Genomic DNA, 26282 nt, shown 5'->3' with positions numbered 1-26282 from the left:
TGTATTTACCGGTTCTCAATATCTCTCGCCTGATCAGAGTAACCCAAAATCTTGGGCGCGTGATGTCTATATATTTTGGGCTATGTACAGGGCAGAGGGGCGGGAGTCAAAAATCATCCGTTTACCCGGTAATCTATCTTAGCCGAAATCTCAGGAAACGGGTTTGCCGTTGTAAAGAGCGTTGAGATGCTTGAGCAGGTAATAAAGCGTTGTGCTGTCAGCTTTTCCTGTTTGTGTAATGCCAAGATCCTGTTGTGCCTGCAAAAGAGCATTGCGCACATCAGATGTATTTTTCCCAAGGTATTTAAGATCCACCAACAGACGCTGGACACTATTTTGAGGGAGGGGGGCAATATAGGGTGTTTCTTGCGGGGCAACGGGTTGCGAGCTGAGATTCCAGCTTTGATAGGTTTGATCCGCAATCACATTACTTGGTGCCAGAACAAGTCCTTGGTCTGTGAGAGAAAAACGATTGAGAGGTCCTTCGTGTTGTGCGGGGCACAAGGTCGCTCTGTTGGCATATTGATTACAAAAGGGGAACAAGGCCTGCATGTGTTCCCACCCTCTGCGGTATCCAGCTTCGACAATCAAATCGTCCTGGTGTGTTTGGTTTGTAACGCCAACCCAACCGGTATAGTTGCCAAGCGGATTAGTGAGCTGGATTAAAGCCCAGTTATTTAACAAGGATTTCAGGCTTTTGTTTTCCGGAGTAAAACCCTGTGCGATCTGGTAATTCTTTACCACAGAGGAGACGGTTGAATCGTCACGTTGGTATCCGGCAACAAAGACGATTTCATTGGGCTGGAACCAACGTCCCTGAGCAAGATCGTAAAGACAGGATGCCGGGGCGAGGAGCTTGCGCGCGCCAACCATCATGCCATTACAAAAATGACGCCCGGCAACATTCAGGCGACCAAGTGTACTCCAGGGGTATTCACGGGCTTCAAGCAAGGCAAATTTTTTGCCTGCCAAAAAGCCAGGGTTTTCTTGTTGAGCTGTTTCGCTTGGTGTCGTTGAAGACGTTGGCTGGGTTGGTGCTGGTTTTTGTTGCGCACTGCATCCGGCCAGTAAGACAACAGCCGTGACCAAGAGAGCAAAAAGTTTAGTGGATGTCATTGGTGTCTTCCCTTTGTCTCTCGAAGTTGTATTTCCAGAGTACCGCAAACGGTTGTCTTATGCTTATCAAAATTTTCAGGTATCAGGAGGCTGGTGTCTTGGATGCCTTGATAGCATTCAGGCTTTTGATTAATTCATAAAGTGTTTCAATGCCAAGGCTATTTGCTTGTGAGATAACGTCATCTTGTTCCGCTTTTGACAAAGCCTGTTTCAGGTTTTCTTGTGACAGTGTTGGACTGTCCAGATAGCCATGAGCTTTTAAGAGACGCCCAATCGTATCAACAGGAACTGTCATAATGGTTGTTTCCGAAGGGGCTTGTCCGCCAGAAGATAAAGACCAATTGTCCTGAATGCTGTCAATACCTGATGGTGGGGAAAGGACGAGTTGGTTTTCGCTAAGGGCAAACCAGTTGAGTAAGCCATCTACGGCAACATTGGGACAGTGCTTGTTTGCTGATCCAACAGAACAGTAGGGATAGGTGACCAGAGCGTGCTCCCATCCACGTCTGTAACCTGCGGTAAGGTTCTGGTCATTGTCTTTTGCGTTGCTCAGCCCCAACCAGCCGGTTTTATTGCCAATTGGTGTAGAGAGCGTAATCAGAGCCCAATTTTTTGTAATCGATGCCAGAGTTTTGTTATTGGGATCATAGCCTTTGGCGATGTTAAAGTTGCTGATCTTTGCATTTAAGTCAGCATTATCTCGTTGATAGGCTCCCACATAAGACATCTCGCTGTTGTCGAACCATTTACCCTCTATTTTATTGAAGAGACAGGACGCCGGGGCGAGGATTTTGTCAGTACCCACCGCGACAGCATTACAAAAATGGCGCCCGGCAATGTTTAGTCGCCCCAAAGCACTCCAAGGATATTCACGGGCTTCAACAACCATAACACCGGGGGCGTTGAAGAGACCACGTAAGGGTTTATTCGGAATGGAAAGTTCGCTGAGGGGAGTACTTTGACCTGTATCCTGTCGTGTAAAAAAGTACCCGGCAATCGCAACAATTACTAGAAGGCTTATGGCTAATATAGCTGTTTGTTTTGACTTCATGAGAGTTTCCTTAACCTTTATGAGCAGAGATTAGTGAAACATTTCAAATCGTAAAAAACTATTGGTAATACCCACATGGCAATACCCACAGTCAAAATAGAAGGGTACTCCAACGAAAAAAGACCGTGGAAACCACGGCCTTAAGTCGCAAAATTTTGTGCATAAATTCAGAGGTTTATGCGGCTTTGGCGCGGTCCAAAGCATAACCCGCAGAGCGGACGGTGCGAATCAGATCCTGTTCTGTACCTTCGTTCAGGACTTTGCGGAGGCGTCTGATGTGAACATCGACCGTACGGGGTTCAACGTAAACATCGTGCCCCCAGACTGAATCAAGCAGTTGTTCGCGGCTAAAGACGCGGCCAGGGTTTTGCATCAGGTGACGCAGGAGTTTGAATTCGGTTGGCCCCAAATGAACTTCGCGATCACCGCGATAAACCTTATAGGCAGCCAGATCCATGTTGATGTCTTCAAAGGTAAGCGCCTCGGTCACTGTTTCCGGTTTGCTCCGACGCATGATAGCGCGGATACGGGCAACCAGCTCTGCAGGTGAAAACGGCTTTGTCATGTAGTCATCAGCACCTGAATCCAGGCCTCTGATTTTATCGGTTTCTTCACCACGGGCGGTTAGCATGATGATCGGAACATCTTTGGTTTCCGGCAGACGACGTAGCTGACGACAAACTTCGATACCTGACAGAAGCGGGAGCATCCAATCCAGGAGAATCAGGTCCGGGGCTTCTTCTTTCGCACGGAGAAGGGCTTCTTCGCCATCATGTGCTTCATTGACGCGAAATCCTTCTTTTTCAAGGTTATATCGTAACAACGTTGTTAGTGCGATTTCGTCTTCAATGACTAATGCCAAGGGTTTCATGGAAAGGTCCTTTTTTTCCATTACATTAAATTTCTACTTCGCCTTCCCCGTCATCGGGGGTAAGGATTTGAAAAGCAGTACGATCCCCTTTGGGGCGTTTGCCTTCTATACGTTCGCCGGTCGATAAATAGTAAATGGTTTCGGCTATATTTGTCGCATGATCGCCCATGCGCTCGATATTTTTGGCGATAAAGAGCATGTGCGTACAGGCGCCGATATTCCGCGGATCTTCCATCATGTAAGTCAGAAGCTCGCGAAACAAAGAAGTGTACATTTCATCAACTTCTTCATCCCGGTGCCATACATCTATGGCCCGGTCTTTGTCGTTGTTGGAAAAGGCATCAAGGGTATCTTTGACGATTTCCTGTACCAGTCGGGACATACGCATAATGCTGGTAACGGATTTTTGCGGCGGCATCTGATTAATCGCGATACTGCGCTTGGCGATATTTTTTGCGTAGTCCCCAATGCGTTCAAGGTCTGATGAAATTTTAAACGCGGCAATGACGGCCCGCAGATCGTTTGCGACGGGTTGACGCAAAGCAATCAACTGAATGACAGCAGCTTCCAGTTCTTCTTCTAGTGCGTCGATCTTGGCGTCTTCTTTACGCACAAGCTCCGCTTTTGCACTGTCTCGTTGCACCAGTGCATCGACAGATTCGGAAAGCTGGTTTTCGGCCATACCACCCATACGGATTATAATCTCGTGGATAATACGGAGCTCTTTGTCAAACGAGCTGACTATATGGTCTTTGGTATCTGGCATATTCATCTTCCTTACCCGAATCTTCCCGTAATGTAACCTTGAGTACGGTCATCTTGCGGGCTGGTGAAGAGACGATCTGTTTCTCCGACCTCAACCAGTTCTCCCAAATGGAAGAAGGCTGTTTTTTGTGAGACGCGGGCGGCTTGTTGCATAGAGTGTGTCACGATAACGATCGTAAAGCGTTCTCTTAACTCATCAATTAATTCTTCAATCTTTGCGGTGGCAATCGGGTCCAGAGCAGAACAAGGCTCATCCATCAGGATAACTTCTGGATTGATTGCAATAGCACGGGCAATACAAAGACGCTGTTGTTGGCCACCGGAAAGGCCTGTTCCTGGCTTGTCCAAACGATCCTTTACTTCATCCCACAGCCCCGCACGACGGAGGCTTTTTTCCACACGTTCATCTAGCTCGTCCTTGTTGCTTACAGTTCCGTGCAAGCGAGGGCCATAGGCGATATTATCAAAGATGGACTTGGGAAAGGGATTTGGTTTTTGGAAAACCATCCCGACACGTGCTCGAAGAAGAACAGGATCGAGACCGGAATTGTAAAGATCGACACCGTCCAGACTTATCCGCCCTTCGACGGTACAATTTTCGATCACATCGTTCATGCGATTGAGGCAACGCAAGAAGGTTGATTTACCACAACCGGAGGGACCGATCAGGGATGTGACCTCGTTGGCACCAATATCCAGTTGAATGGATTTCAGCGCCTGGCTGGGGCCATAGAAAACATTTACATCGCGTGCCATGATTTTTGGCTCGGAGGTAGCGGTTTCAGATTGGGTCGTATAATTTTGCATATCCATAGCGTAGGACATTCCTATTATTCCTTGCTTACCAACGGCGCTCAAAGCGTTTCCGCAGAATAACTGCGATTGCGTTCATGACGACGAGAAAGGCCAGCAGTATCATAATTGCTGCTGATGTTTTTTCAACAAATCCACGTTCCGGGCTATCTGCCCAAAGATAAATTTGTACAGGGAGGACAGTTGCCGCATCGCTCATCGATCCTGGGATATCTGCGATAAAGGCAACCATACCGATCATTAAAAGTGGGGCGGTTTCACCAAGTGCCTGAGCCATTCCTAAAATTGTTCCGGTCAATATCCCTGGCATTGCGAGGGGAAGCACATGGTGGAAAACAGTTTGCATTCTTGAGGCACCGATGCCCAAAGCGGCTTCGCGAATGGACGGAGGTACAGCCTTAAGGGCAGCACGGGATGCAATAATAATTGTAGGTAAGGTCATCAAAGCGAGAACCATACCACCAACAATTGGTGCTGATCTGGGTAATCCCATAAAGTTCAGGAAGATCGCGAGGCCCAAAAGTCCAAAGACGATGGAAGGGACAGCGGCAAGATTATTGATATTTACCTCGATCAGGTCTGTCCACTTGTTGGTTGGCGCAAACTCTTCAAGATAAATAGCGGTCAGAACACCGATAGGGAAACAAAGAGCCAGTGTAATAGCCAGGGTATACAATGAGCCGATCACAGCCCCCAAAATACCGGCTTCTTCCGGTTCTCTTGAATCTCCATGGGTGAAGAAATCAACATTGAACTGTTTTACAATACGATCGTCTGCAGATAGCGTATCAAGCCAGACGAGTTCGCGATCTTTGACTTTACGATTACTTTCTGGAACATCCCTTGGGATGTAACCTTTATAGAAGCTATCCACGTCATCAGATGATTTAACGGCGATTGTTGCCGTTGTGCCAACCAGTTTCGGATTGTTCAATACGGCATCGCGGACATCGAATTCAGCTCCGGATGCGACAATTCCGTAAAGAGCTCGTTTGGCTTTGCGCCCTTCAACACCGGGAAACTGTTCTCTCAAGGCACTGCGTAGCAATCCTCTATAACTGGCAGCAGCGAGGTCTTCTACCCGTTTGGTGCCTTTAGGATCTATGGTTTCTGCATCAAGGCGGATATCCACCAGAATGTAGGTCTGCTGAAAAGCTGTGTAGCCTTTGGAAATAATTGATGTCAGAAGTAAGCAAAGCACCAGCACAGCCGTCATGACAGCGGCCAACCCATAAAAACGAAAGCGTTTTTCAGCCGCATTACGTCGCTTGAGCAAGGCAGGATTTACTTTGAGATGTGGCGTGTTATCAGTCATATTTTTCACGATATTTACGGACCACTCTTAGGGCCACAACGTTCATAACAAGGGTGACGACAAAGAGCAGTAATCCTAGAGCAAAGGCAGCAAGCGTCTTCGCCGAATCAAATTCCTGATCACCAACGAGAAGTGTCACAATCTGTACGGTAACGGTGGTAACAGCTTCCAATGGATTTGCCGTCAAATTTGCGGCAAGGCCGGCAGCCATCACAACAATCATGGTTTCACCGATGGCGCGGCTCATTGCCAGTAACACAGCGCCGACAATACCGGGAAGAGCAGCGGGAATGATCACTTTTGTAATGGTTTCGGACTTTGTTGCACCCATTGCGTAAGAAGCATCCCTGAGAGACTGAGGAACGGAGTTCATCACATCATCAGAAAGCGAAGAGATGAAGGGAATAATCATAATCCCCATAACCATACCTGCAGCCAAAGCAGATTCCGAAGAAACGCTTAGTCCCAGAAGAGTGCCGCTTTCCCGAAAGAAAGGAGCAACAGTCAGAGCTGCAAAAAAACCATAAACAACAGTTGGAATACCCGCTAAAACTTCGAGGACAGGTTTTGCAAAGGCTCTGAATTTCTTTCCTGCATATTCAGACATATAGATGGCGGATAAAAGACCAACTGGAATAGCAACAACCATACAGATGAATGTAATCAGCATGGTTCCGGCAAAAAGCGGGATAGCCCCGAACGACCCTGACCCACCAACCTGATCACTACGCAGGGCTGTTTGTGGGCTCCAGTGTGTGCCGAAGAGGAAATCGAAGAATGGCACTTTATCGAAAAAGCGGAGTGTCTCAAAAATCAGAGAGAAGACAATACCAACTGTCGTCAGAATGGCAATCAGAGATGAAATCATCATGATGATCGAGACGACTTTCTCAACCTGATTTCTTGCTCTAAGGGCCGGGTTAATTTTTTTAAGACTTGTAAACAAAGCAAGCAAAGAAAAAGCAATGGCAACCACGGCCATGGCAAAATAGCTGATTTGTCTAAAGAGTGAATAATTGTCTGCTGCAGATAACAGCGCGGCATCGGGTTCGCGACTGAGAATGCCACCAGAGGCCAAATTTACGACATCATTAATGTAAAGTGATAGCTGATCTGGCGTTATTGAGGCATTGCTGTCTCGTAACTGTGAAGCGACAAGCATTTCTGCTATTTGTGGCTCAAAGATCATCCAGCCAGCCATAATGATCAGGCTTGGCAGGCCGCACCATAATGCGGTGTAGAGGCCGTAGTAGGGTAGTCTAGAATGCAGAGGCTGATCTGAATGACCAGATAACGCTACTGCCCGCCCTTTTCCCAGGATGAAACCCAGTACTGTGAGGAAAAGCAAAGCGAAAAAAAGAGCCAACTGTTCCATTTGATTATATACCCGAAAGGGAACCCACTTTTATTTTAAACTGAACTTACCAGAAGCTGGCGGCTTGATAACAAACCGCCAGCTTTCTAGATTAGTCTTTATAAGCTTACATGCTCAAAGATTGAAGACCACGGGCAGAGTTTTTAACCTGCTCACGATCAGCCGCAGGAAGCGGGATCAGACCTTTGTCAGCAAGGTAACCTTCGTCACCCCAAGCATCTTCGTTTGTGAAAGCGTTAACAAACTCTTGGATACCAGGTACAGAACCTACGTGCTCTTTTTTCACGTAGAAGTACAGGGAGCGAGATACGCCGTAATCACCAGCAGCGATGTTTTCGAATGTTGGCTCAGCACCTTCAACGATTGATCCCTGGATTTTATCAGCATTCTGGTCAAGGAAACTGAAACCGAAGATACCAAGAGCCTGTGGGTTTGCTTCAAGCTTCTGAATGATCAGGTTGTCATTCTCACCAGCTTCAACATAGGCACCGTCTTCGCGAACAGTGTGAGCGATTGCTTTAAACGCTTTTTTGTCACTTTTACGAAGGGCTTTCAGGCTTTCAAATTTCTTTGCGCCGCCTTCCATCGCCAACTCAACAAACGCATCACGTGTACCGGATGTTGGTGGTGGACCAAGAACTTCAATTTTGCTGTTTGGCAGGCTTGAGTCGATGTCGCTCCACTTCTGATATGGATTGTCAACCAACTTACCGTCTACAGGAACCTGCTTGGCAAGGGCCATGAAGATCTGTTTTTTAGTAAGAGTCAGACGGTCACTCTGTTTAGAGTTTGCAAGTACGATACCGTCAAAACCGATTTTAACTTCTGTGATGGAAACACCATTTTTGGTGCATTTTTCATATTCAGAAGCTTTGATACGACGAGAAGCGTTTGTGATATCAGGGTGTTCAACGCCAACACCTGCACAGAAAAGCTTCATGCCACCGCCAGAACCGGTGCTTTCAACAACAGGCGTTTTGAAACCGGTTGTTTTACCGAATGTTTCAGCAACTGTTGTTGAGAATGGGAAAACTGTAGAAGAACCGACGATGCGGATCTGGTCGCGTGCTTGAGCAGCGCCAGCTACTGCCATCATCATTCCAGCTAGTGCTGTCGCAGTGAGAACTTTTTTAATCACGTTCATGTCTCCGCTATATAGCGTTAATAAATCTCAAGGTACGCATATCCCGGTTTTCCAGGATCCCCTCTGTGTGAACTGTTTTTACGGTCACTGGGATAATATGCGCTGCCGATCATTCGGCGAGGCAAAACATATCGGGCTAGAGCTATAGTTCTGTGACTCTACTGTGACAGTTTTGTTACCTTGGCAGAAGGAGAAAAGTTCATTAATTTTTGGAATAGTTTTTTCAAGCATCTGATATTTATGAATAAATCGTTGAATGCAAAAAAGAGATCTCGTGGAAATGCTGAGATCCCTTTTTTGAAGCTTTTGTTAAATTGCTCGTAATTTACAAAAAGCTAACAATTTCTAGAAATTGACTTCAGTGACATCAATTGGTTTGGGCTGATCTTCTGTTAGTGCTGCTTGCGGTAAGTAAACCGTAAAGGTTGAGCCACGTCCGACCTCGCTGTCGATTGTCAGAACGCCGCGATGTCGATTAACGATATGCTTAACGATGGCAAGACCAAGGCCAGTGCCCCCGAGTTCGCGGGATCTGGCCGCATCGACGCGATAAAAGCGTTCTGTCAGGCGTGGAATGTGTTCGCGGGGAATCCCGTCGCCCTGATCAATGATTGATATGGCAACGGAGGGACGCCCAAGGCGTCTCATACCCTGACTGCCAGGACCATAAGACTTACAACGAATCGTTACTGTTGTACCTTGGTGTCCATATTTCACAGCGTTTTCAAGAAGGTTCTGGAATACCTGGGTCAGGGCTTCTGTATCCCCAAGAACGGGGATAACGTCGTCCATATCCCGACGGATGGTGATGTTTTTGCTTGCAATCTGAGTGTGCAAACCTTCGATGATTGTGGTCATGGCCTCGCTCAAATCGGTCACACTGGTTGGGGGTGTGTGCTCGAGTAACTCGATTTTTGACAGGGATAACAAATCAGATACGAGGCGTGACATGCGCTCTGATTGATCCTGCATGATCTTGAGAAACTTTTGCTGCGCATCAGGGTCGTCTTTTGCGGGGCCTTTTAAGGTTTCAATAAAGCCCATCAGACTGGCAAGGGGGGTTTTAAGTTCATGGCTGACATTGGCAACAAAATCCCCGCGCATTTGCTCGACACGTTTTGCGGATGTCAAATCGTGAAGACTGATAATGATCTTTGTGCCGTCCCACGTCTGTTCTGGCATCCGTGCTATACGGGCCTGAAGATACCGTTCAACCCGACCATGAATTTTGAAATCCACAAATCTGGAAAGATCCTTTTGGTTCTTTTCCAGCTCATCAATCGTGTTGAGGATGGAAGGATTACGCAGAACAGTTGAGAGCTCTTTGTCGGCAAGCTTGTCTTCAAAGATTGTTTCAGCCGCAGGATTGCCACGAATAATTTTTCTTTTGCTGCCCAGCATAATAAGAGGATCAGGCAAAGAACGTAGGATGGCCTCGTTACCATCGGTTACGTCTTCTAACTGACGTCTGTATTGCTGCCTTTCTTGCGCCATGCGGGACAAAGTCAGGTTCAGCTCTGGATAAAGGAAGCTACCGACCGCAGAGGGCGCTTCAGGTAAAGCATCCCGTCCTTTGAGTTGCCGCAGGGCAGTAATGTATTCCTTTAGCCGTTCGACATGGTTGTAGTGACTGCTCAGGATATAACCAGTTCCGATCAGAATGACCAAACCGGATACCAGCGCGGCCTGCCATACAATCAAATGAAGAATGACGAGTGCAAACAGAACTGCAATAGCCGGTGACGATAAAATGAGAGACGACGTAAATAGTCGATTATATTTGTCCTGACGAACTGGCATGTTGACCCGATTGTGTTAGCAAGTAAGGCGTTAAAATACGCAATGGTTTCCGCTATACTTAGCTTGCCTTCATGACAGTTTGAAGACGGTTGTAAAAATCGTTGTAAAACAGTGACTTCTGTCTGTACAAATCCAGAAGTCACTGCCTATTTCACAAAACCGTAACAAATATGTTCAATTTTTCAAATCAAAGAAAAGGTTCTTCCATCTCATTTGTAATTGATTCATAGGCACCAAGTGCTGCCATGGTCACAAGGTCAGTTACTGTTGCGCCCATGGGGACAATCTGTACCGGCTTTTCCAGACCCACCAACATCGGGCCGATAACTGCTGTACTGCCACCAGCTTTTTGAATCAGCTTGGTTGTAATATTTGCAGAATGAAGCGCTGGCATGATCAGAATATTGGCAGGACCTGTTAGACGAGAGAACGGGAACAGTCTTTGTTGAAGGTCGAAATCCAATGCGAGATTGGCTTGCATTTCGCCTTCGTATTCGAAGCTGACATTCATGGTATCCAAAACAGAAACTGCCCGTCTGATTCGTGTTGTTGTCTCTCTGGTTGGGTTACCGAAGTTTGAGAAGCTCAAAAAGGCGACACGGGGCTCATAGCCCATTGCCTGAACATGAGAGGCTGCCTGAACTGCAATGTCAGCCAGTTGCTCTGATGTTGGCACTTCGTTCACCGATGTGTCGGCAACAAATATCGCCTTGCCATTGATGATCATCATCGACATGCCCATGGCACGTTTGCCCGGTTTGCAGTTAATGGCGCGCATGGCATCATCAAGAGACACTGCAAAACTACGGGTCAGGCCTGTGACCATAGCGTCTGCAATACCATCTGTTACAAGGCAGGACGCAAAAATGTTTCTATTTTGATTAACCATGCGTTGGCAATCACGATAGAGCTTCCCTTTGCGTTGCAAGCGGTTATACACGTAATCGGTATAGCGTTCACGGTGTTCAGAAATACTGGCATTATGGATTTCAATGAAGTCTCCACTGATACCTAATTGCTGCATCGTGTTTTTAATGGTTTCTTCGCGACCAACCAAAAGCGGGGTGCCATATCCGGCATTGTAATAGGTAACCGCCGCGCGAATGGCTGATTCTTCTTCGCCCTCTGCAAATACAACACGCTTTGGATTACTGCGTACTTTTTGCGCAATACGCATAAAGGTCGTTGCTGCCGGGTCAAGACGCGCAGAAAGCTCGCGTTCATAGGCATCAAGATCTTCGATATTTTTACCGGCAACACCGCTTTCCATTGCGGCTTCCGCAACGGCCCGTGGGATTACGGCAACGAGACGCGGATCAAAAGGCGCTGGAATGATATAGTCCCGCCCGTATTTCAGTTGTCTGCCAGAATAAGCCTTGCCGACTTCGTCAGGAACATCTTCCCGTGCCAGTTCAGCCAAGGCTTTTGCGGCAGCAACCTTCATTTCCATGTTGATACTGGATGCACGGACATCAAGTGCTCCGCGGAAGATATAGGGAAAACCAAGAACGTTGTTAACCTGGTTTGGATAGTCGGAACGGCCTGTTGCAACGATGGCATCGTCCCGAACTTTTGCGACATCTTCGGGGGTGATTTCAGGGTCCGGGTTTGCCATGGCAAAGATGATGGGGTTTGACGCCATGCTTTTGATCATTTCAGAGGTAAAAGCCCCTTTAACGGAAAGGCCAAAAACCACATCGGCGTTGTTCATCGCATCTTCGAGGGTACGATCATCTGTCGGCACGGCGTGGGCAGATTTCCACTGGTTCATGCCCGCTTCGCGGCCCTGATAAATCACGCCCTTTGTATCGCATAGCAGGATATTTTCGTGGGGTACACCCAGCGCTTTAACGAGTTCGGTACAGGCAATACCTGCGGACCCGGCGCCGTTTACCACCATCTTGATTTTTTTCAAATCTTTGCCGGTGATATCAATTGCGCTCAGCAGACCAGCGGCAGCAATGATAGCTGTTCCATGTTGATCATCGTGGAAAACAGGAATGTCCAAGAGTTCCTGAAGTCGCTGTTCAATGATAAAACATTCTGGTGCTTTAATATCTTCCAGATTAATTCCGCCAAAAGTTTTCCCTAAAAAGCGAACACAGTTGACAAATTCATCAACGTTTTCTGTATCAACTTCCAGATCAATGCCATCGACATCTGCAAAGCGTTTGAAGAGAACGGCCTTCCCTTCCATCACTGGTTTTGACCCTAGTGCGCCGAGATTACCAAGGCCGAGAACAGCGGTGCCGTTTGATATGACGGCAACGAGATTTCCTTTGGCTGTGTAATCGTAAGCTGCCGCAGGGTTTTTGGCTATTTCCAAACAGGGAACTGCAACACCGGGAGAATAAGCGAGGGAAAGATCTCGTTGTGTTGTCAGGGGTTTCGTTGCTTTGATTTCTAGTTTTCCGGGACGTCCCGAGGCATGAAAGTCCAGCGCATCTGCGTCGGTGGTTCGGGAATTGTGCTTAGGCACGAGTCTGCTCTCCGCTATTAAAATAAATAAGTGTCGTCGTCAGGGTGATTTGGGTCTTCTTTTGATATGAAACAAACCTGTTTGGCGGTTCTTGAGGTTATACTGCATTGCAAAAAAGCCAATGGGAAGAGGAATTGTTCAAAATGTCCAAAAATATCATTGTTGGGCTAATTAAATTAGCGATATGCAGGTTAAATGCGCAACATGCAGGGGGAATTATTTTCTCTGACGCGATTTATAGGGTAAAAGAAGAGATGAAATCGCTTATTCGATAAGAGAGAGTTAAGTAATTCTATCTTATTGTTAAGAAGATCTTCTCTTGAGTGTGTATAGAAGAATGTCTTTAATCTTTGTTGATATATTACTTGGCGTTGGCGCGGAATATCTATGCAAACTCTGACACGGCAGAATAAAGCTCTGGTGATAAAAATAACAGAAGTAACAGAGCATGTTACACTATCTGTATATGGAACTGTTACTGGGGAACAGAATTGTTTGGTGGGCGTGATCTATGTTTAAGTCTGCAAAAACGATTAATGCCAAACTCCTTTATCTTATTGTCCCAGCTGTTCTTATTGCTTCGATGGTTGAATCCTTTGTGGATAGCTATCTGGATTTTGAAGAAGAACAGACCATGGTTTCCGAGCAATGGCAGAATCTGGCGACAACTCAGGCGAATGTTGTGTCAGGATATCTGTGGAACTTTGATCTGGAAGCGATTGAATCCCATCTTGGTAGCCTTGTAGAGTTTTCCGAAGTTTACAGCGCTGAAGTTTACGATGAAAAAGATAACCTGATTGCGAAGAAAGAGGCTGCAGATAATATTCTGCAATCTCGCAGAAGCTATACGCTTGATATTATCTATGAAGATCCTTTCGTTAACCGCAAAATTGGCAAGTTTATTCTTGTTGTGGCCTATACGGATATATCGACAAAATTGTGGAATAATTTTATCGAGGAAATCCCGGAGAGCATTATATTGGTTTTTGGGCTTTCCGGGGTTCTTTTCTTTGCGACCCGACGGTACCTGATCAAGCCAATTCAGGACTTGGGTCAAGGTTTTGCTTCTTTTGATAAAAAGGAATTGCGCCATAAAATCCCGGTGAAATCCGAAGATGAGGTTGGTGACCTCATCGAAGGCTATAACAGAATGATCGACAAGCTGGAACAACACGAAAAGCAGCAGTTGATTTATGTGCAGGGGCTGGAAGCTGCGAACCGGGCCAAGACATATTTCCTGGCGAATATGAGTCACGAGCTACGAACGCCTTTGAACGCGATTATCGGTTTCTCGGAAATGATCAAATATGAAATGCTCGGAAAGATCGGAGAACCACGTTACAAAGCCTATGCGGAAGATATCTACAGTAGTGGCTCGCTTCTATTGGAAATCATCAATGACATTCTCGATATGTCAAAAATTGAAGCGGGCGAATTGAGTCTGGTTGAAGAAGTTGTTGATATTAACGAGGCGGCATCGGCTTGTCTGAAAATTGTGAACAATCGCGCGGAACGCAATCAGATAACGCTTAAATCGAATATCAGTCCTGATTGTCCCTATCTGCTTGGGGATAATACCCGATTACGACAGCTGCTATTGAATTTGCTGAGTAATGCAGTGAAATTTACCCCGGAAGGTGGGGAAGTTCTGCTTTCGGCCTGGCTGAACGAGAAAACACAGATTGTCATTTCCGTTGAAGACAATGGCATTGGTATTCCAGAAGAAAAGGTTCAGGAAGTTCTCAAGCCGTTTATCCAGGTGGACAGCCACTTAACAAGGCAACACGAAGGTACAGGATTGGGACTACCTCTCTCCAAAACCTTGATGGAGTTGCACGAGGGGGAACTTATCCTGGAAAGTAAGTTTGATAAAGGAACAAAGGTTACCTTGGTCTTCCCGTCAAAGCGCACTGATTTGAGCGTTAAGAAGCAGGCAAACTGACTTATTCACAGTCCTGAAATTTTAAAGTTGAAAATAGGGTAAGCATTCTTTGCTCGGCAATGTGAGTGTGTTACTTTCCCCACCCTGTTTCACTTTTTTAGAGTATTGCTTTTCTGTGACTGAAATAACAACGACCACACCCTGCGACCAAGATGACGAAACTTCAAACTCTGTGCCTGTTGGTCGTGCAGAAAGCAAAAAAATGGATCAATCGACATCCGATCTATCACAAGCTGCAAATGAAGTGGTATCAAGCCGAGCAACACCAAAGGCCAAGGCGGCTGAAAAGGTGACGCCGATGATGGCGCAATATCTTGAAATTAAAGAAGATCATCCCGATTCATTGCTGTTTTATCGTATGGGTGATTTTTACGAGCTTTTCTTTGAAGATGCTGTGCAGGCGTCAGAAGCTTTGGATATTACCCTTACCAAGAGAGGCCATCACAAGGGAGATGATATCCCCATGTGTGGTGTTCCTTTTCATGCGGCAGAAGGCTATCTGTCGCGTTTGATTCGCAAGGGTTTTAAGGTTGCGATTTGCGAACAAATGGAAAATCCGGCTGAAGCAAAGAAGCGTGGCGCAAAGTCTGTCGTAAAGCGGGGCGTTGTCCGTTTGGTTACGCCGGGAACAATTACCGAGGATGAGCTTCTTGATGCCCGGAGTCATAACTATCTGGCTGCCTTAACTGATGCAGCGGGTGATTACGGCCTTTCCTGGTTGGATATGTCGACCGGTGATTTTTATACCCAACCGTTGGAAGCTTCAGAAAAGAATATCAATGGCATTTTGCTCGCAGCTTTGGCACGGCTTAATCCCGGGGAACTCTTAATTCCAGAGCGCTTGTTCTTGAGGGAAGAACTGACGGACGTGGTTAATGAATGGCGGTCTATTTTATCACCGCTGCCGTCATCGCGTTTTGATAGTGAAAATGCGCGCCGCCGTCTGGAAGATGTGTTTTCGATAAAGGCGCTTGATGCTTTTGGTGAGTTCTCTCGGGCTGAAGTGGCGGCGTCAGGCTCTTTACTTGATTATGTTGAACTCACCCAAAAGGGCAAACTTCCCCGCCTGTCGTCTCCGAAACGGGTTCGCTGTGATGCGGTTATGGAAATTGATGCGGCGACCCGACGAAATCTGGAACTAACGCAGGCATTAACCGGGGGACGTAAGGGGAGCTTACTCGCAACCATTGACCGGACTGTCACAGGTGCTGGTGCTCGATTGCTAGGATCACGAATTGCCGCCCCTCTAACACAGCCCGAAGCTATTTCCCATCGTCTGAACATGGTGTCCTGGTTTGTCGAAGAAGATGGTATGCGCCAGGATTTACGCGCAAGCCTTCGCCAATGTCCCGATATTGAACGTGGTTTGTCCCGTTTAACAGTTGGGCGTGGTGGTCCGCGCGATGTCGCTGGTATCCGGGACGCATTGTACGAGGCGAGTAAATTAAAATCGATGCTGAGCGGGGTAAAACTGGATAGTCTTCCCGACGGTATCAAAAGTTGCATTGAAAACCTGGGTGACCACCGCGAACTTTGTGATGCGCTTCAACGTGCTTTCCTGGAAGATTTGCCTTTGCTCGCACGGGATGGTGGGTTTATTGCTTCAGGCTTTTCCCCGGATCTGGATGAGTACAAACAACTGCGCGATGACAGTCGCAAACTGATTGCTGGTCTTCAGGCGCGTTATGCAGAGGTAACGGGCGTTAATAGCCTTAAAGTCAAACATAACAACGTTCTTGGCTATTTTATCGAGGTTAGCCCGACAAACGCATCCAAAGTTAATACGGATGCTGAATCAGAATTCATTCACCGTCAGACTCTTGCCTCTGCCATGCGCTTTACTACAGTCGAGCTTTCTGATCTTGAGCAAAAAATTTCAGGCGCTGCGGGTAAAGCTTTGGCGATTGAGTTGGAACTTTACGATGATCTGGTTGCGAAGGTTGTCGAGCAAGCTGATGAAATTGCTTTGGCGGCACGTACACTTGCAGAGTTGGATGTTAACGCGGCTTTGGCGGAACTGGCTGTTATTGAGCGCTGGAATCGTCCAAGGGTTGACGGCAGTCTGAACTTTGATGTTATCGGCGGACGTCACCCGGTTGTGGAAGCTGCATTGTCCAAAACATCGGAAGGCCCCTTTGTTGCCAACAACTGCACCTTAGAAGATCAACAGCGTTTGTGGTTGATCACCGGGCCTAACATGGCGGGTAAATCAACCTTTCTCAGGCAGAATGCTTTAATAGCGGTTTTGGCACAGATGGGATCATTTGTGCCTGCAGAATCTGCACATATCGGATCAGTTGATCGGCTGTTCAGTCGCGTTGGTGCGGCCGATGATCTGGCCCGGGGGCGATCTACCTTTATGGTTGAGATGGTGGAAACCGCCGTTATTCTCAACCAATCGACAGAACGGTCTTTGGTTATCCTGGATGAAATTGGACGTGGCACGGCGACCTATGATGGTTTGTCTATTGCGTGGGCTTGTGTTGAACATCTACATGAGACCAATAAATCACGTGCCTTGTTCGCGACCCACTATCATGAACTCACGAGCTTAACGTCGAAGCTGAAATCGCTTTCCTGCCATTCAATGCGGGTTAAGGAATGGAAGGGCGAAGTGGTCTTTTTGCACGAAGTTACAAATGGAGCTGCGGATCGATCCTATGGGATTCATGTCGCCAAACTGGCAGGCCTTCCTGTTGCTGCGGTAACCCGAGCCGAGCAGGTTCTGGAGACATTGGAAAAGGATGGGCAAGCTGGAAATTTGACGCATCTTGCCGAAGACCTCCCCCTCTTTGCCAGTTTGCCAACTACAACGGCAGAAGCCGAAGTCGAGCAGGGAAATTCTGCGGTTGATCAACGTTTAAGTGAAGTAAATGTGGATGATTTAACACCGCGTCAGGCTTTGGATTTGCTCTATGAACTGAAGGCAACCAGCGAAGAGTAAATCCCTGGAAAGAGTAAGTCTTTGTAGGAATAGTAATACAAGTTGTAAAAAGCAGGACAGCATGCCGATAACATCTCTCGATTATGCGTACCATCAGGACGTGAAGAACAAGACGGCTATTTTTCCTGCCTCTAAGCTTGAGGCTGCGATTGCTGAAATCTGTGCCACAGATGATAAGGGTCAGGTTAAGCGCAATAAAGTGCTGGCGCTTTTGCGGGATGCTTTGCAGGAAGGACATGCTGAAGTTCGCAGGCGATTTGATAAAAAATCCTCTGGGACAATGGTTGTTCGTGCGAACTGTTTTCTGGTCGATCAAATCCTGAAACTGGTTTTTAAATTTGTTGATGAAGAGCTTTATCCTGTTGGATCGCGCTCAAAGGGTGAGACCTTTACTGTTGTTGCTGTGGGGGGCTATGGCCGCGGAGAACTGGCACCTCAGTCCGATGTCGATTTACTGTTTCTGCTTCCATACAAGAGTGTGCCCCGAACAGAGCAAGTGGTTGAAGCCATGCTTTATTTTCTGTGGGACCTTAACTTCAAAGTGGGGCACTCAGTTCGGAATGTTAAAGAATGTATTCGGAGTTCACTTTCGGATCTGACGATTAATACTGCTATTCTAGAGGCCCGTTATCTCTGCGGTGATGATGCTCTCTATACCAAGCTCAGAAAAACCTATGATCGTGTTGTCCGTTCTGGCCACGGGGCGGAATTCATCGAACAGAAGCTCAAGGAACGAAGCGAACGACACAAAAAAGTGGGGGGGTCGCGCTATACGCTAGAGCCAAATATCAAAGAGGGCAAAGGTGGATTAAGGGATCTGCACACCCTGTTCTGGATTGCGAAATTTATTTATCAGGTTGATGATATATCTAGTCTGGTTGAGCGGGGAATTTTCACGCGGCAGGAAGTCCGACAGTTTGCTAAAGCCCAAGCATTTTTGTGGTCTTTGCGGTGCGCCTTACACTATTTGACAAATAGACCTGAAGAGCGTTTGTCATTTGATGTACAGCGTGATCTAGCTGATTGGATGCATTATACAGATCATGCCGGAACCAAAGGCGTCGAGCGGATGATGAAACATTATTTTATCGTCGCTAAAGAGGTTGGTGGTCTAACACGTATTTTCTGTGCAACTCTTGAAGCCGAGCATAATCGGAGGTCCGGTTTCCGTCTTCCGCTTCCTTTTCTAAAGCGTAAACGTTCCATCGAAAAGTTTCGTTTAGAGGGGGATCGTCTGACTTTTCACAAAGAGGATTCTATCGAAACAAATCCTGTGGAAATGTTGCGTATATTCCATGTGGCACAAAAGCACGATTTGGATATTCACCCCGCGGCGCTGCGAAAGATTACCCAATCCCTGCGGTTGATTAAAAGAGGAGTCCGGCAGGACGAAGCTGCGAGCCGTTTGTTCTTGAATATTCTGACCTCGCCTAAAGACCCCGAAAAAGCATTACGCCGATTAAATGAGTCCGGGGTTTTGGGGCGGTTTGTACCTGATTTTGGCCGTGTCGTCGCCTTGATGCAATTCAATATGTACCATCACTATACGGTTGATGAGCATACCCTGTTCGCCGTGGGGATTTTGCATCAGATTGAAAAAGGAACGCTCAAAAAAGAAGCACCGATTGCCAGTGAAGTTGTTCATAAAATCTTGTCACGGAAGGTGCTCTATGTTGCGGTCTTTCTGCACGATATTGCCAAGGGACGACCCGGAGATCATTCCATTGAAGGGGCTAAAATAGCGCAAAGAATCTGTCCTCGTATGGGGCTGACGCCAGAAGAGACAGAGACAGTTTCCTGGCTGGTTCGCTATCATTTGACCATGAGTGAAACAGCTTTTTCTCGTGATATCGATGACCCCAAAACCATTCAGGATTTTTCCGAAATTGTACAATCCCCGGAACGCTTGAGGCTTTTGCTGGTTTTGACTGTTGCGGATATTCGGGCCGTTGGTCCTAATGTCTGGAATGCGTGGAAAGCGGCTTTGTTGCGTGATCTTTATTGGCGTACAGAAGAACTTCTGTCCGGTGGGTTGGCTGCCGAAGGTCAGGAGCGCAGAATCCAGGTTGCCTGGGAGGTTCTGACAAAAGAATTATCCCATTGGCCGGCACAGGATGTCGCAAAACACTTGGAACTTGGAACTGTTTCCTATTGGATTTCAACAGACACGGAAACGCAGAAACGCCGCGCGGAGCTTATCCGCAAAGCCGAGAATGATAAGTCCTATTACACATCGGAAGTGCGGGTTGATACCTATCGTCAGATCACCGAAGTCACAATCTATGCAGCTGACCATCCGGGTTTGTTTAGCCGGGTTGCGGGGGCGCTGGCTGTATCCGGAGCATCTATCGAAGGGGCGACCATTCACACCCTGAAAAACGGGATGGCGTTGGATAGCTTTTATATTGCCGATGCCCAGACCAAGGCGGTGATTAACGATCCCGAACGACTTGCAAAGTTGGAAGCAGCCATCGAACAGTCTTTAACGGGGGAATTAAAGGTCGCAAAGCTGCTTAAAAACCTTCCGACCAGACTTCCAAGCAGAGTCCATAAAGCTCTGAAGGTTAAGCCACGGGTGCTGATCGATAACAAAGCAAGTGAAAGTTACACGGTTTTAGAGGTCAATGGGCAGGATCGTCCCGGACTTCTTTACTTTTTGACACAGGCGCTGACCAAGCTGGGCTTGTTGGTTCATTCGGCCCGGATTGCGACCTATGGCGTGCGTGCGGTTGATGTTTTCTATGTTCAGTCTGCGTTAGGTGATAAGGTTTCTTCAGAGCAAAAGGTTAAAAATATCCAGAAGAAATTACTGGAAGTACTCAATGCTTGATTAACTCTCTTTAGGGTAAGCTATAAAGAATACGTAAGTTTGTTGTGAGCTAAATCTATGAAAACAGTTTCGTCACTGGGTTTCACAAGTCCCCGATGTCAACGTCTGCATGACTATTGGTGGGAGCTGAAATATTCCAGTGGCCAAACGGTTCCAAAGAAAAGCGACTTCAATCCTGCAGCAGTGAAAAATATCTTATCGCACATTTTGATACATGATTTGAGTACACCAGGGCGGTCGATGCTACGTCTTGTTGGTACAGGAATTGTTGACCGTCTCGGGTTTGATCCGACAGGTCGGGATTATGTTGAATTTGTCTCGGAAGAACGTCGGGATGATGCTTATAATGAGCTCTATAAATCGGCCTCTTTTCCCTGTGGTATGCGGGTGATTTTAGAAGGCAGTTATGAATCAGGACTGGCCCATGTCTCCGAATCTGTCGGCTATCCGCTTTCCTCAGATAATGGAGATTATCACTTTTTGGTCTTTGTTGATGACGTCCTTGAAAATATCGAATGGCATCAGGGTACTGACAAGCAGTTGAATTACAGCAAAGTCAACCAACGAGACTATATCGATATCGGCTTTGGTACACCTCTTCCTGACTAAAATTCAACCCGAACCAGAGTTTATAAAAGCAGCAGTTTGTATCTGTTTTAAGGCATTAGCAGGCATTGTCCTGCGACCTTGTTAAATCAATCCTCTTCCAAATCATATCGGCTTCCTCTACAAAGAGTGCAGACATAGGGGGAGCGTTTAAATAGAGACGAGAAACTCCCTTTGTGAGTTTTAGGCGGAGTATCTGAATGTCTTTGGTTCGTAATCTGGCAACAGTAAGTGGTTTTACTGGAATAAGCCGTATTCTTGGTTTTGTGCGTGATATTCTTGTCGCCGCGTTCTTGGGTGCTGGGCCAATTGCCGATGCCTTTTTTGTTGCCTTTAGGTTGCCAAATCTATTCCGTCGGTTGTTTGCTGAAGGGGCGTTTAACGCTGCCTTTGTCCCTCTATATGCTGGAAAGGTAGAGGCCGAAGGGCGAGAAGCTGCCCAGACATTTGCAGAGCAAACCCATGCGGTGATGTTTACATTTATGCTGTTGGTGACTTTTGGGGCTATGGCTTCAATGCCTTGGGTTACCTACGCGCTTGCGCCGGGTTTTGAGGATTGGGCGTTAAAAATCTCAACACAGGAAGCAATTAATCTGAAGCCAGCTGGAATTGAGCAAGCACTTGCCATTCCTGGGGAATTTATCTCTAAACTGGCTTATGCCGAGCAGCTTAATATGATTACCTTTCCCTATCTGTTTTTCATGGTAATTGTTGCACTGTTTTCTGGCATGTTGAACTCCTTGGGTCGCTTCGCTGCCGCTGCGGCGGCTCCTATTTTGCTCAATGTATTTTTTATTATTACTTTACTGCTTATTATTCCGCGGGTACCCGATCCGGGTCAAGCAATGGCGTGGACTGTTGCTGCAGCTGGTTTTGGTCAGATGCTTTTGTTGTATATTGCACTGAAGCGGGCAGGCTTGAACATGAGAATGCGATTGCCGAGGGTGTCTAGCGATGTCAAGACGTTGATGCGGCGCATGGTTCCCGGTGTTCTCTCTGCCGGCGCGATGCAGATTAATGTTGTTATTGGCACTATGATTTCGACATTTCAGGAATCTGGTGTCTCCTTCCTCTACTATGCAGAGCGTGTGTATCAATTGCCCTTGGGAATGATTGGTATCGCCTTTGGTGTTGTTCTTTTGCCTGAGTTGGCGCGTAGGTTAAAAGCGGATGACCAAAAAGGGGCGATGAATAGCATGAATAGAGGCATGGAAATGGCGTTATTGTTAACACTTCCTGCTACTGTTGCTTTAATTGTAATGCCTTGGCCTATTGTTGTAACGCTTTTTGAAAGAGCGGAATTTGTTCGGGAAGCAAGTGATGCAACGGCGATTGCTCTTATGGCTTATGCGGCAGGACTTCCGGCCTATGTGCTTGTCAAAATCCTGCAACCTGCGTTTTACGCACGGGAAGATACAGTAACGCCCTTTCGTTTGGCACTGGTGTCTATTGTTATAAATATAGCGCTTAGCTTAGTACTTTTTCAGTTCATTCAGTATGTGGGGATTGCTTTGGCGACGGCTATTTCATCCTGGGTGAATGTCTTGATGCTTTGGATTGTGTTGGTGCGTAAGGATCATTTGAGCCTTGATGGACGATTTATTTCCAGATTGCCAAAGATATTGGCTTCATCTGTGGTTATGGGCGGTGTTTTATGGTCAGGAATGCGTTGGCTACGTCCATGGTTCGATGGTGAGCTCTATGAAAAAGTCGCCGCACTTGCTGCGCTGATTGCTACTGGTATGATCGTTTATGCACTGTTATCGCTTTTACTCGGTGCGGTTCGTCCTGCCGATTTTTCAGCGATGTTCCGGCGTGGTAAGATCTGAGGTACAAGAAAGTCTTAAATGAAATGGTGAAAGATATTATCCTTATCTTTCACCATTGATTGGTTCGGCTGCGAATAGCGGGTTTGCGATTTGGTTAGTTTTTTAGGGCTTTATCCAGAAAATCTATGCGATCTTGACCCCAGAAATTTTCGCCGTTGTAAACATAGGTCGGAGAACCAAAAACGTCTCGTTCGTGGGCTTCTTGCGTGGTTTTGCTATAGGTCTGAGCCATGGCGTCACTTTTTGCCTGCGCTAAAAGTGCGTTGGAATCAAAACCACATTCACGGGCAATCTTTGCAAGAACATTTTCATCAGCGATATTTCTATCCTGTGCCCACACGGCTGTCAGGATTGCATCACTGAAAGGTCCAGCGTTTCCATTCGTATCCTGAATAGCATAAACCATCTGTGCGGCGAGGGTTTGGTCCGCAGGCCAAAAGGCAGGTTCAAAATTCATAGTGATGCCAAGATGTTTGGACCAACGTTTTAATTCAACCATTCTGTGTTTCATACGTGATGGGTGTCGTTTACTCGGATGTGTGCCACCCATATTATCAAAGGTATCCATGACGGATATGGGTTTGTAATTAACAACAGCACCGTGTTTTGTCACGACACTGTTAAAACGTTGTATGCCGAGATAACTCCAGGGTGAGAGAAGAAAATGATAGTAATCTATAACTTTGGTCATTGTTTTGTCCTGTTATGGAATTGATAGGAGCATGTTGGCGTTAACGATAAGGGGCTTAAAAACTTTCTTCGTCCAATCATCTTTCTGTGAAAGGGTAAATATCAGAACCTATTAAGCAATATTATGGATAGATAGTTTCGTTTTTCGAAAAGCGAAGCCTTTCTGCTTTCGTTTTAAGTAGAGTCATTTTAAACTGTCATCAATATAAAATAAGAAAATGAGTTCAGGGGAATTTAAAATGGACACTCTCAATCCCAGACAGCGTGAAATTGTTGGTCTTGCGCGGGAAGAAGGACGTGTTTTGGTCGAAGAGCTAGCTGCCCGTTTCGAAGTATCTCTTCAAACCATACGTAAAGATCTTAATGAAATATGCGCGCGAGCCATACTCAAAAGAATCCATGGCGGTGCTGTCTTTGCGGCAGGTGTCGAAAATTTGCGCTATGACGCACGGCGGATGATTGCGAAGGATGAAAAGAGAGGTATTGGTGCTGCGGCGGCTGATTTGGTGCCTGATAATTGCTCTCTCTTTATCAATATAGGCACAACAACCGAAGAAGTTGCACAGTGTTTGTTGAGCAAGAAAGATTTGCTTGTTATTACCAATAATATCAATGTTGCCAATATATTACGTCCGGCACCGTCTATTGATGTGATTATTGCGGGGGGTATGGTTCGCCGTTCGGACGGTGGTGTTGTTGGCGAAACCGCGGTTGATTTTATCAAGCAATTCAAGGTGGATTTTGCCATTATCGGGACTTCAGCGGTAGATGAAGACGGGTCTTTGCTGGATTTCGACTTACGTGAGGCGAAAGTTGCCCAAGCCATAATTGACAACGCACACCACGTCATTTTGTGTGCGGATAAAATGAAACTAAAGCGAACGGCCCCTGTTCGTGTCGCGGAATTTGATCAAATTAATACCTTTGTAACAGACAGCCTTGAATCCGAAAACCTGAGGAAAATCTGTAGGGATAGCGGTATCCGCCTTATTGAATCAGAGCTGTCATAAAAATGTAATAAAAATTTTCACTTGCGAACCTTGAAATCTTCGAATAGCGTGCAAAACGAAACCAAAAGGAAACTCGTTTCGAAAGATGCGAATAATACAGTGCAGCTAATTAGCTAACGCTGTGTCGGGGAGGTATTGTGAGCGGTCAGACTTATGATCTGGTCATCGTTGGTGGTGGCGTTAATGGATGCGGTATCGCAAGAGATGCTGCTGGTCGTGGGCTCTCGGTATGCGTTGTAGAGCAAAGCGATCTGGCGCAGGCAACCAGTTCTGCAAGTACCAAGCTTATTCATGGTGGATTGAGGTATCTTGAGCACTATGAGTTTCGTCTTGTCCGTGAAGCTTTGATCGAACGCGAAACTCTTTGGGCGATGGCGCCGCATATCATTTGGCCGCTTCGTTTCGTTTTGCCACATAATAAATCCCAACGTCCTGGATGGCTTATTCGCATTGGTCTTTTCCTGTATGATAATCTTGGTGGACGCAAAAAGCTGCCTGCAAGTCATGGCTTGAACCTGAAAACTGATGAAGCGGGTTCGCCGTTGAAAGAGGGTTTTTCGAAGGGCTTTGAGTATTCTGACTGTTGGGTTGATGATGCCCGTTTAGTAGCATTGAACGCTATTGATGCTCGGGATAAAGGTGCAGACATTCATTGCCGTACCCGCTGTGTTGATGCCAAGGTCAAAGATGGTATCTGGAACCTCACTTGTGAAAATACCAATGATGCTGAGCGACAGGTGATCAAAGGTAAAGTCTTGGTAAATGCATCTGGTCCTTGGGTTTCCAAGTTCCTGAATGAAGAGATGGAAAGCTCTTCTCATCATTCTATCAGAATGGTTAAGGGTAGCCATATTGTAGTTCCGAAGCTGTTTGACCATGACCGTTGTTATATCTTCCAGAATGACGACAAGCGTATTGTATTCGCCATTCCTTATGAAAAAGACTTCACGCTGATCGGGACTACAGACGAAGATTTCCAGGGTGATCCTGCTGACGTTAAAATTTCTCAGGACGAGATTGAATACCTTTGTCGTCTGTCCAACAGCTATTTCAAGACGTCGATTTCTTCGAATCAGGTTGTCCACACCTATTCTGGCGTTCGTCCGCTTTATGATGACGGCGCGAGCCAGGCACAGGAAGCAACACGTGATTATGTTCTGAAGGTTGATGAGCTTGATGGTGCGCCTGCGCTGAATATTTTTGGCGGCAAGATCACGACTTATCGTCGTCTTGCTGAACATGCGATTGAAAAACTTGCTGGATTTTTCCCTGAAATTGGGGGAGCTTGGACACAGGGTGCTACCCTTCCTGGGGGCGATTTCCCTTGTGAGCAGGCAACTGAACAAGTTTCTAAACTACTAAAAGAATACCCGTTTATAACAAAAAGCCATGCGGAGCGTTTAATACGGAGTTATGGAACTCGCTATTCGCTTTTACTTGGCAATGCAACGACGCTAGAGGATTTAGGTCAGAATTTCGGAGCTGATCTTTATGAAGCAGAAGTGCGTTATCTGATGATCCATGAATGGGCGCAGAAAGCGGACGATGTACTGTGGCGTCGAAGCAAACTAGGACTGAGAATCAAGGGAGCAGACAAGGAAGCACTATCTGAATGGATGGCGCTGAATATTAAAAAACTGGCAAAAGCCAGCTAACAAAAATAGGAAAACAAAACCAACTTTATAGTTGAGTTTCGTGGGGT

Annotated in this window: 18 protein-coding genes; 7 read left to right on the top strand and 11 right to left on the bottom strand. The window is 46.5% G+C overall.

Features of this window, described 5'->3' with window-relative positions; all coding sequences use genetic code 11:
* Positions 1 to 150 precede the first annotated feature (150 nt).
* The 10 genes from BKB51_RS18445 to BKB51_RS18400 form a co-directional block, all read right to left on the bottom strand.
* Positions 151 to 1116 carry a peptidoglycan-binding domain-containing protein gene (locus tag BKB51_RS18445; protein WP_085902583.1) on the bottom strand — a complete coding sequence of 322 codons (966 nt, stop codon included), beginning with the start codon at positions 1114 to 1116 and terminating at the stop codon, positions 151 to 153.
* Between the two features lie 82 nt (positions 1117 to 1198).
* A complete protein-coding gene (locus tag BKB51_RS18440; RefSeq protein ID WP_085902582.1) occupies positions 1199 to 2167 on the bottom strand; it encodes a trypsin-like serine peptidase in 969 nt (322 codons plus the stop codon).
* Positions 2168 to 2342: 175 nt separating this feature from the next.
* Positions 2343 to 3038, bottom strand: coding sequence for a phosphate regulon transcriptional regulator PhoB (gene phoB / locus BKB51_RS18435; RefSeq protein ID WP_047764285.1), 696 nt, complete (start codon positions 3036 to 3038; stop codon positions 2343 to 2345).
* A gap of 25 nt (positions 3039 to 3063) precedes the next feature.
* On the bottom strand, positions 3064 to 3804 hold the full coding sequence (gene phoU / locus BKB51_RS18430) for a phosphate signaling complex protein PhoU (RefSeq protein WP_085902581.1): 741 nt from the start codon (positions 3802 to 3804) through the stop codon (positions 3064 to 3066).
* 11 nt (positions 3805 to 3815) lie between these two features.
* The gene (pstB, locus tag BKB51_RS18425) at positions 3816 to 4616 is read right to left on the bottom strand and encodes a phosphate ABC transporter ATP-binding protein PstB (RefSeq protein ID WP_085902612.1); all 801 of its coding nucleotides are present in this window, start codon (positions 4614 to 4616) and stop codon (positions 3816 to 3818) included.
* Positions 4617 to 4644: 28 nt separating this feature from the next.
* Complete coding sequence (gene pstA, locus BKB51_RS18420) at positions 4645 to 5931, bottom strand: phosphate ABC transporter permease PstA (RefSeq protein ID WP_085902580.1); 1287 nt, start codon at positions 5929 to 5931, stop codon at positions 4645 to 4647.
* Positions 5924 to 7306 carry a phosphate ABC transporter permease subunit PstC gene (gene pstC, locus BKB51_RS18415; RefSeq protein ID WP_085902579.1) on the bottom strand — a complete coding sequence of 461 codons (1383 nt, stop codon included), beginning with the start codon at positions 7304 to 7306 and terminating at the stop codon, positions 5924 to 5926. Before pstC ends, pstA begins: the two co-directional genes overlap by 8 nt.
* 106 nt (positions 7307 to 7412) lie before the next feature.
* Positions 7413 to 8450: a PstS family phosphate ABC transporter substrate-binding protein gene (locus tag BKB51_RS18410; RefSeq protein ID WP_085902578.1), complete on the bottom strand. Its 1038-nt coding sequence runs from the start codon at positions 8448 to 8450 to the stop codon at positions 7413 to 7415.
* A 345-nt stretch (positions 8451 to 8795) separates the two neighbouring features.
* Positions 8796 to 10250, bottom strand: coding sequence for an ATP-binding protein (locus BKB51_RS18405; RefSeq protein ID WP_085902577.1), 1455 nt, complete (start codon positions 10248 to 10250; stop codon positions 8796 to 8798).
* Positions 10251 to 10437: 187 nt separating this feature from the next.
* The gene (locus tag BKB51_RS18400) at positions 10438 to 12729 is read right to left on the bottom strand and encodes an NADP-dependent malic enzyme (protein WP_085902576.1); all 2292 of its coding nucleotides are present in this window, start codon (positions 12727 to 12729) and stop codon (positions 10438 to 10440) included.
* A gap of 511 nt (positions 12730 to 13240) precedes the next feature.
* Between BKB51_RS18400 and BKB51_RS18395 the strand changes: the two genes are divergently transcribed.
* The 5 genes from BKB51_RS18395 (at position 13241) to murJ (ending at position 22880) form a co-directional block, all read left to right on the top strand.
* Positions 13241 to 14671 (top strand): sensor histidine kinase, encoded by a 1431-nt coding sequence (locus BKB51_RS18395; protein ID WP_085902575.1) that lies wholly within the window; start codon positions 13241 to 13243, stop codon positions 14669 to 14671.
* Between the two features lie 298 nt (positions 14672 to 14969).
* Positions 14970 to 17615, top strand: a complete 2646-nt coding sequence (mutS, locus tag BKB51_RS18390; protein WP_085902611.1) for a DNA mismatch repair protein MutS — start codon at positions 14970 to 14972, stop codon at positions 17613 to 17615.
* A 61-nt stretch (positions 17616 to 17676) separates the two neighbouring features.
* Positions 17677 to 20445 (top strand): [protein-PII] uridylyltransferase, encoded by a 2769-nt coding sequence (locus BKB51_RS18385; RefSeq protein ID WP_085902574.1) that lies wholly within the window; start codon positions 17677 to 17679, stop codon positions 20443 to 20445.
* Positions 20446 to 20502: 57 nt separating this feature from the next.
* Positions 20503 to 21054: a PAS domain-containing protein gene (locus BKB51_RS18380; protein WP_085902573.1), complete on the top strand. Its 552-nt coding sequence runs from the start codon at positions 20503 to 20505 to the stop codon at positions 21052 to 21054.
* 197 nt (positions 21055 to 21251) lie between these two features.
* On the top strand, positions 21252 to 22880 hold the full coding sequence (gene murJ, locus BKB51_RS18375) for a murein biosynthesis integral membrane protein MurJ (protein WP_085902572.1): 1629 nt from the start codon (positions 21252 to 21254) through the stop codon (positions 22878 to 22880).
* A 94-nt stretch (positions 22881 to 22974) separates the two neighbouring features.
* On the opposite strand, the gene BKB51_RS18370 is transcribed toward murJ, so the two are convergent.
* Positions 22975 to 23571, bottom strand: coding sequence for a 2-hydroxychromene-2-carboxylate isomerase (locus BKB51_RS18370; RefSeq protein ID WP_085902571.1), 597 nt, complete (start codon positions 23569 to 23571; stop codon positions 22975 to 22977).
* Positions 23572 to 23809: 238 nt separating this feature from the next.
* Here BKB51_RS18370 and BKB51_RS18365 point away from each other — a divergent pair, with 238 nt between their 5' ends.
* Together BKB51_RS18365 and glpD are read left to right on the top strand one after the other, a co-directional pair.
* Positions 23810 to 24580, top strand: coding sequence for a DeoR/GlpR family DNA-binding transcription regulator (locus BKB51_RS18365; protein ID WP_085902570.1), 771 nt, complete (start codon positions 23810 to 23812; stop codon positions 24578 to 24580).
* A gap of 137 nt (positions 24581 to 24717) precedes the next feature.
* Complete coding sequence (glpD, locus tag BKB51_RS18360; RefSeq protein ID WP_085902569.1) at positions 24718 to 26235, top strand: glycerol-3-phosphate dehydrogenase; 1518 nt, start codon at positions 24718 to 24720, stop codon at positions 26233 to 26235.
* Positions 26236 to 26282: the final 47 nt, after the last annotated feature.

This window comes from Kiloniella majae (assembly GCF_002118315.1).
Classification (GTDB): Bacteria; Pseudomonadota; Alphaproteobacteria; order Kiloniellales; family Kiloniellaceae; genus Kiloniella; species Kiloniella majae.
Note: the sequence above shows the minus strand (reverse complement) of the source record. Positions and strands in the feature narration are given on the sequence as shown.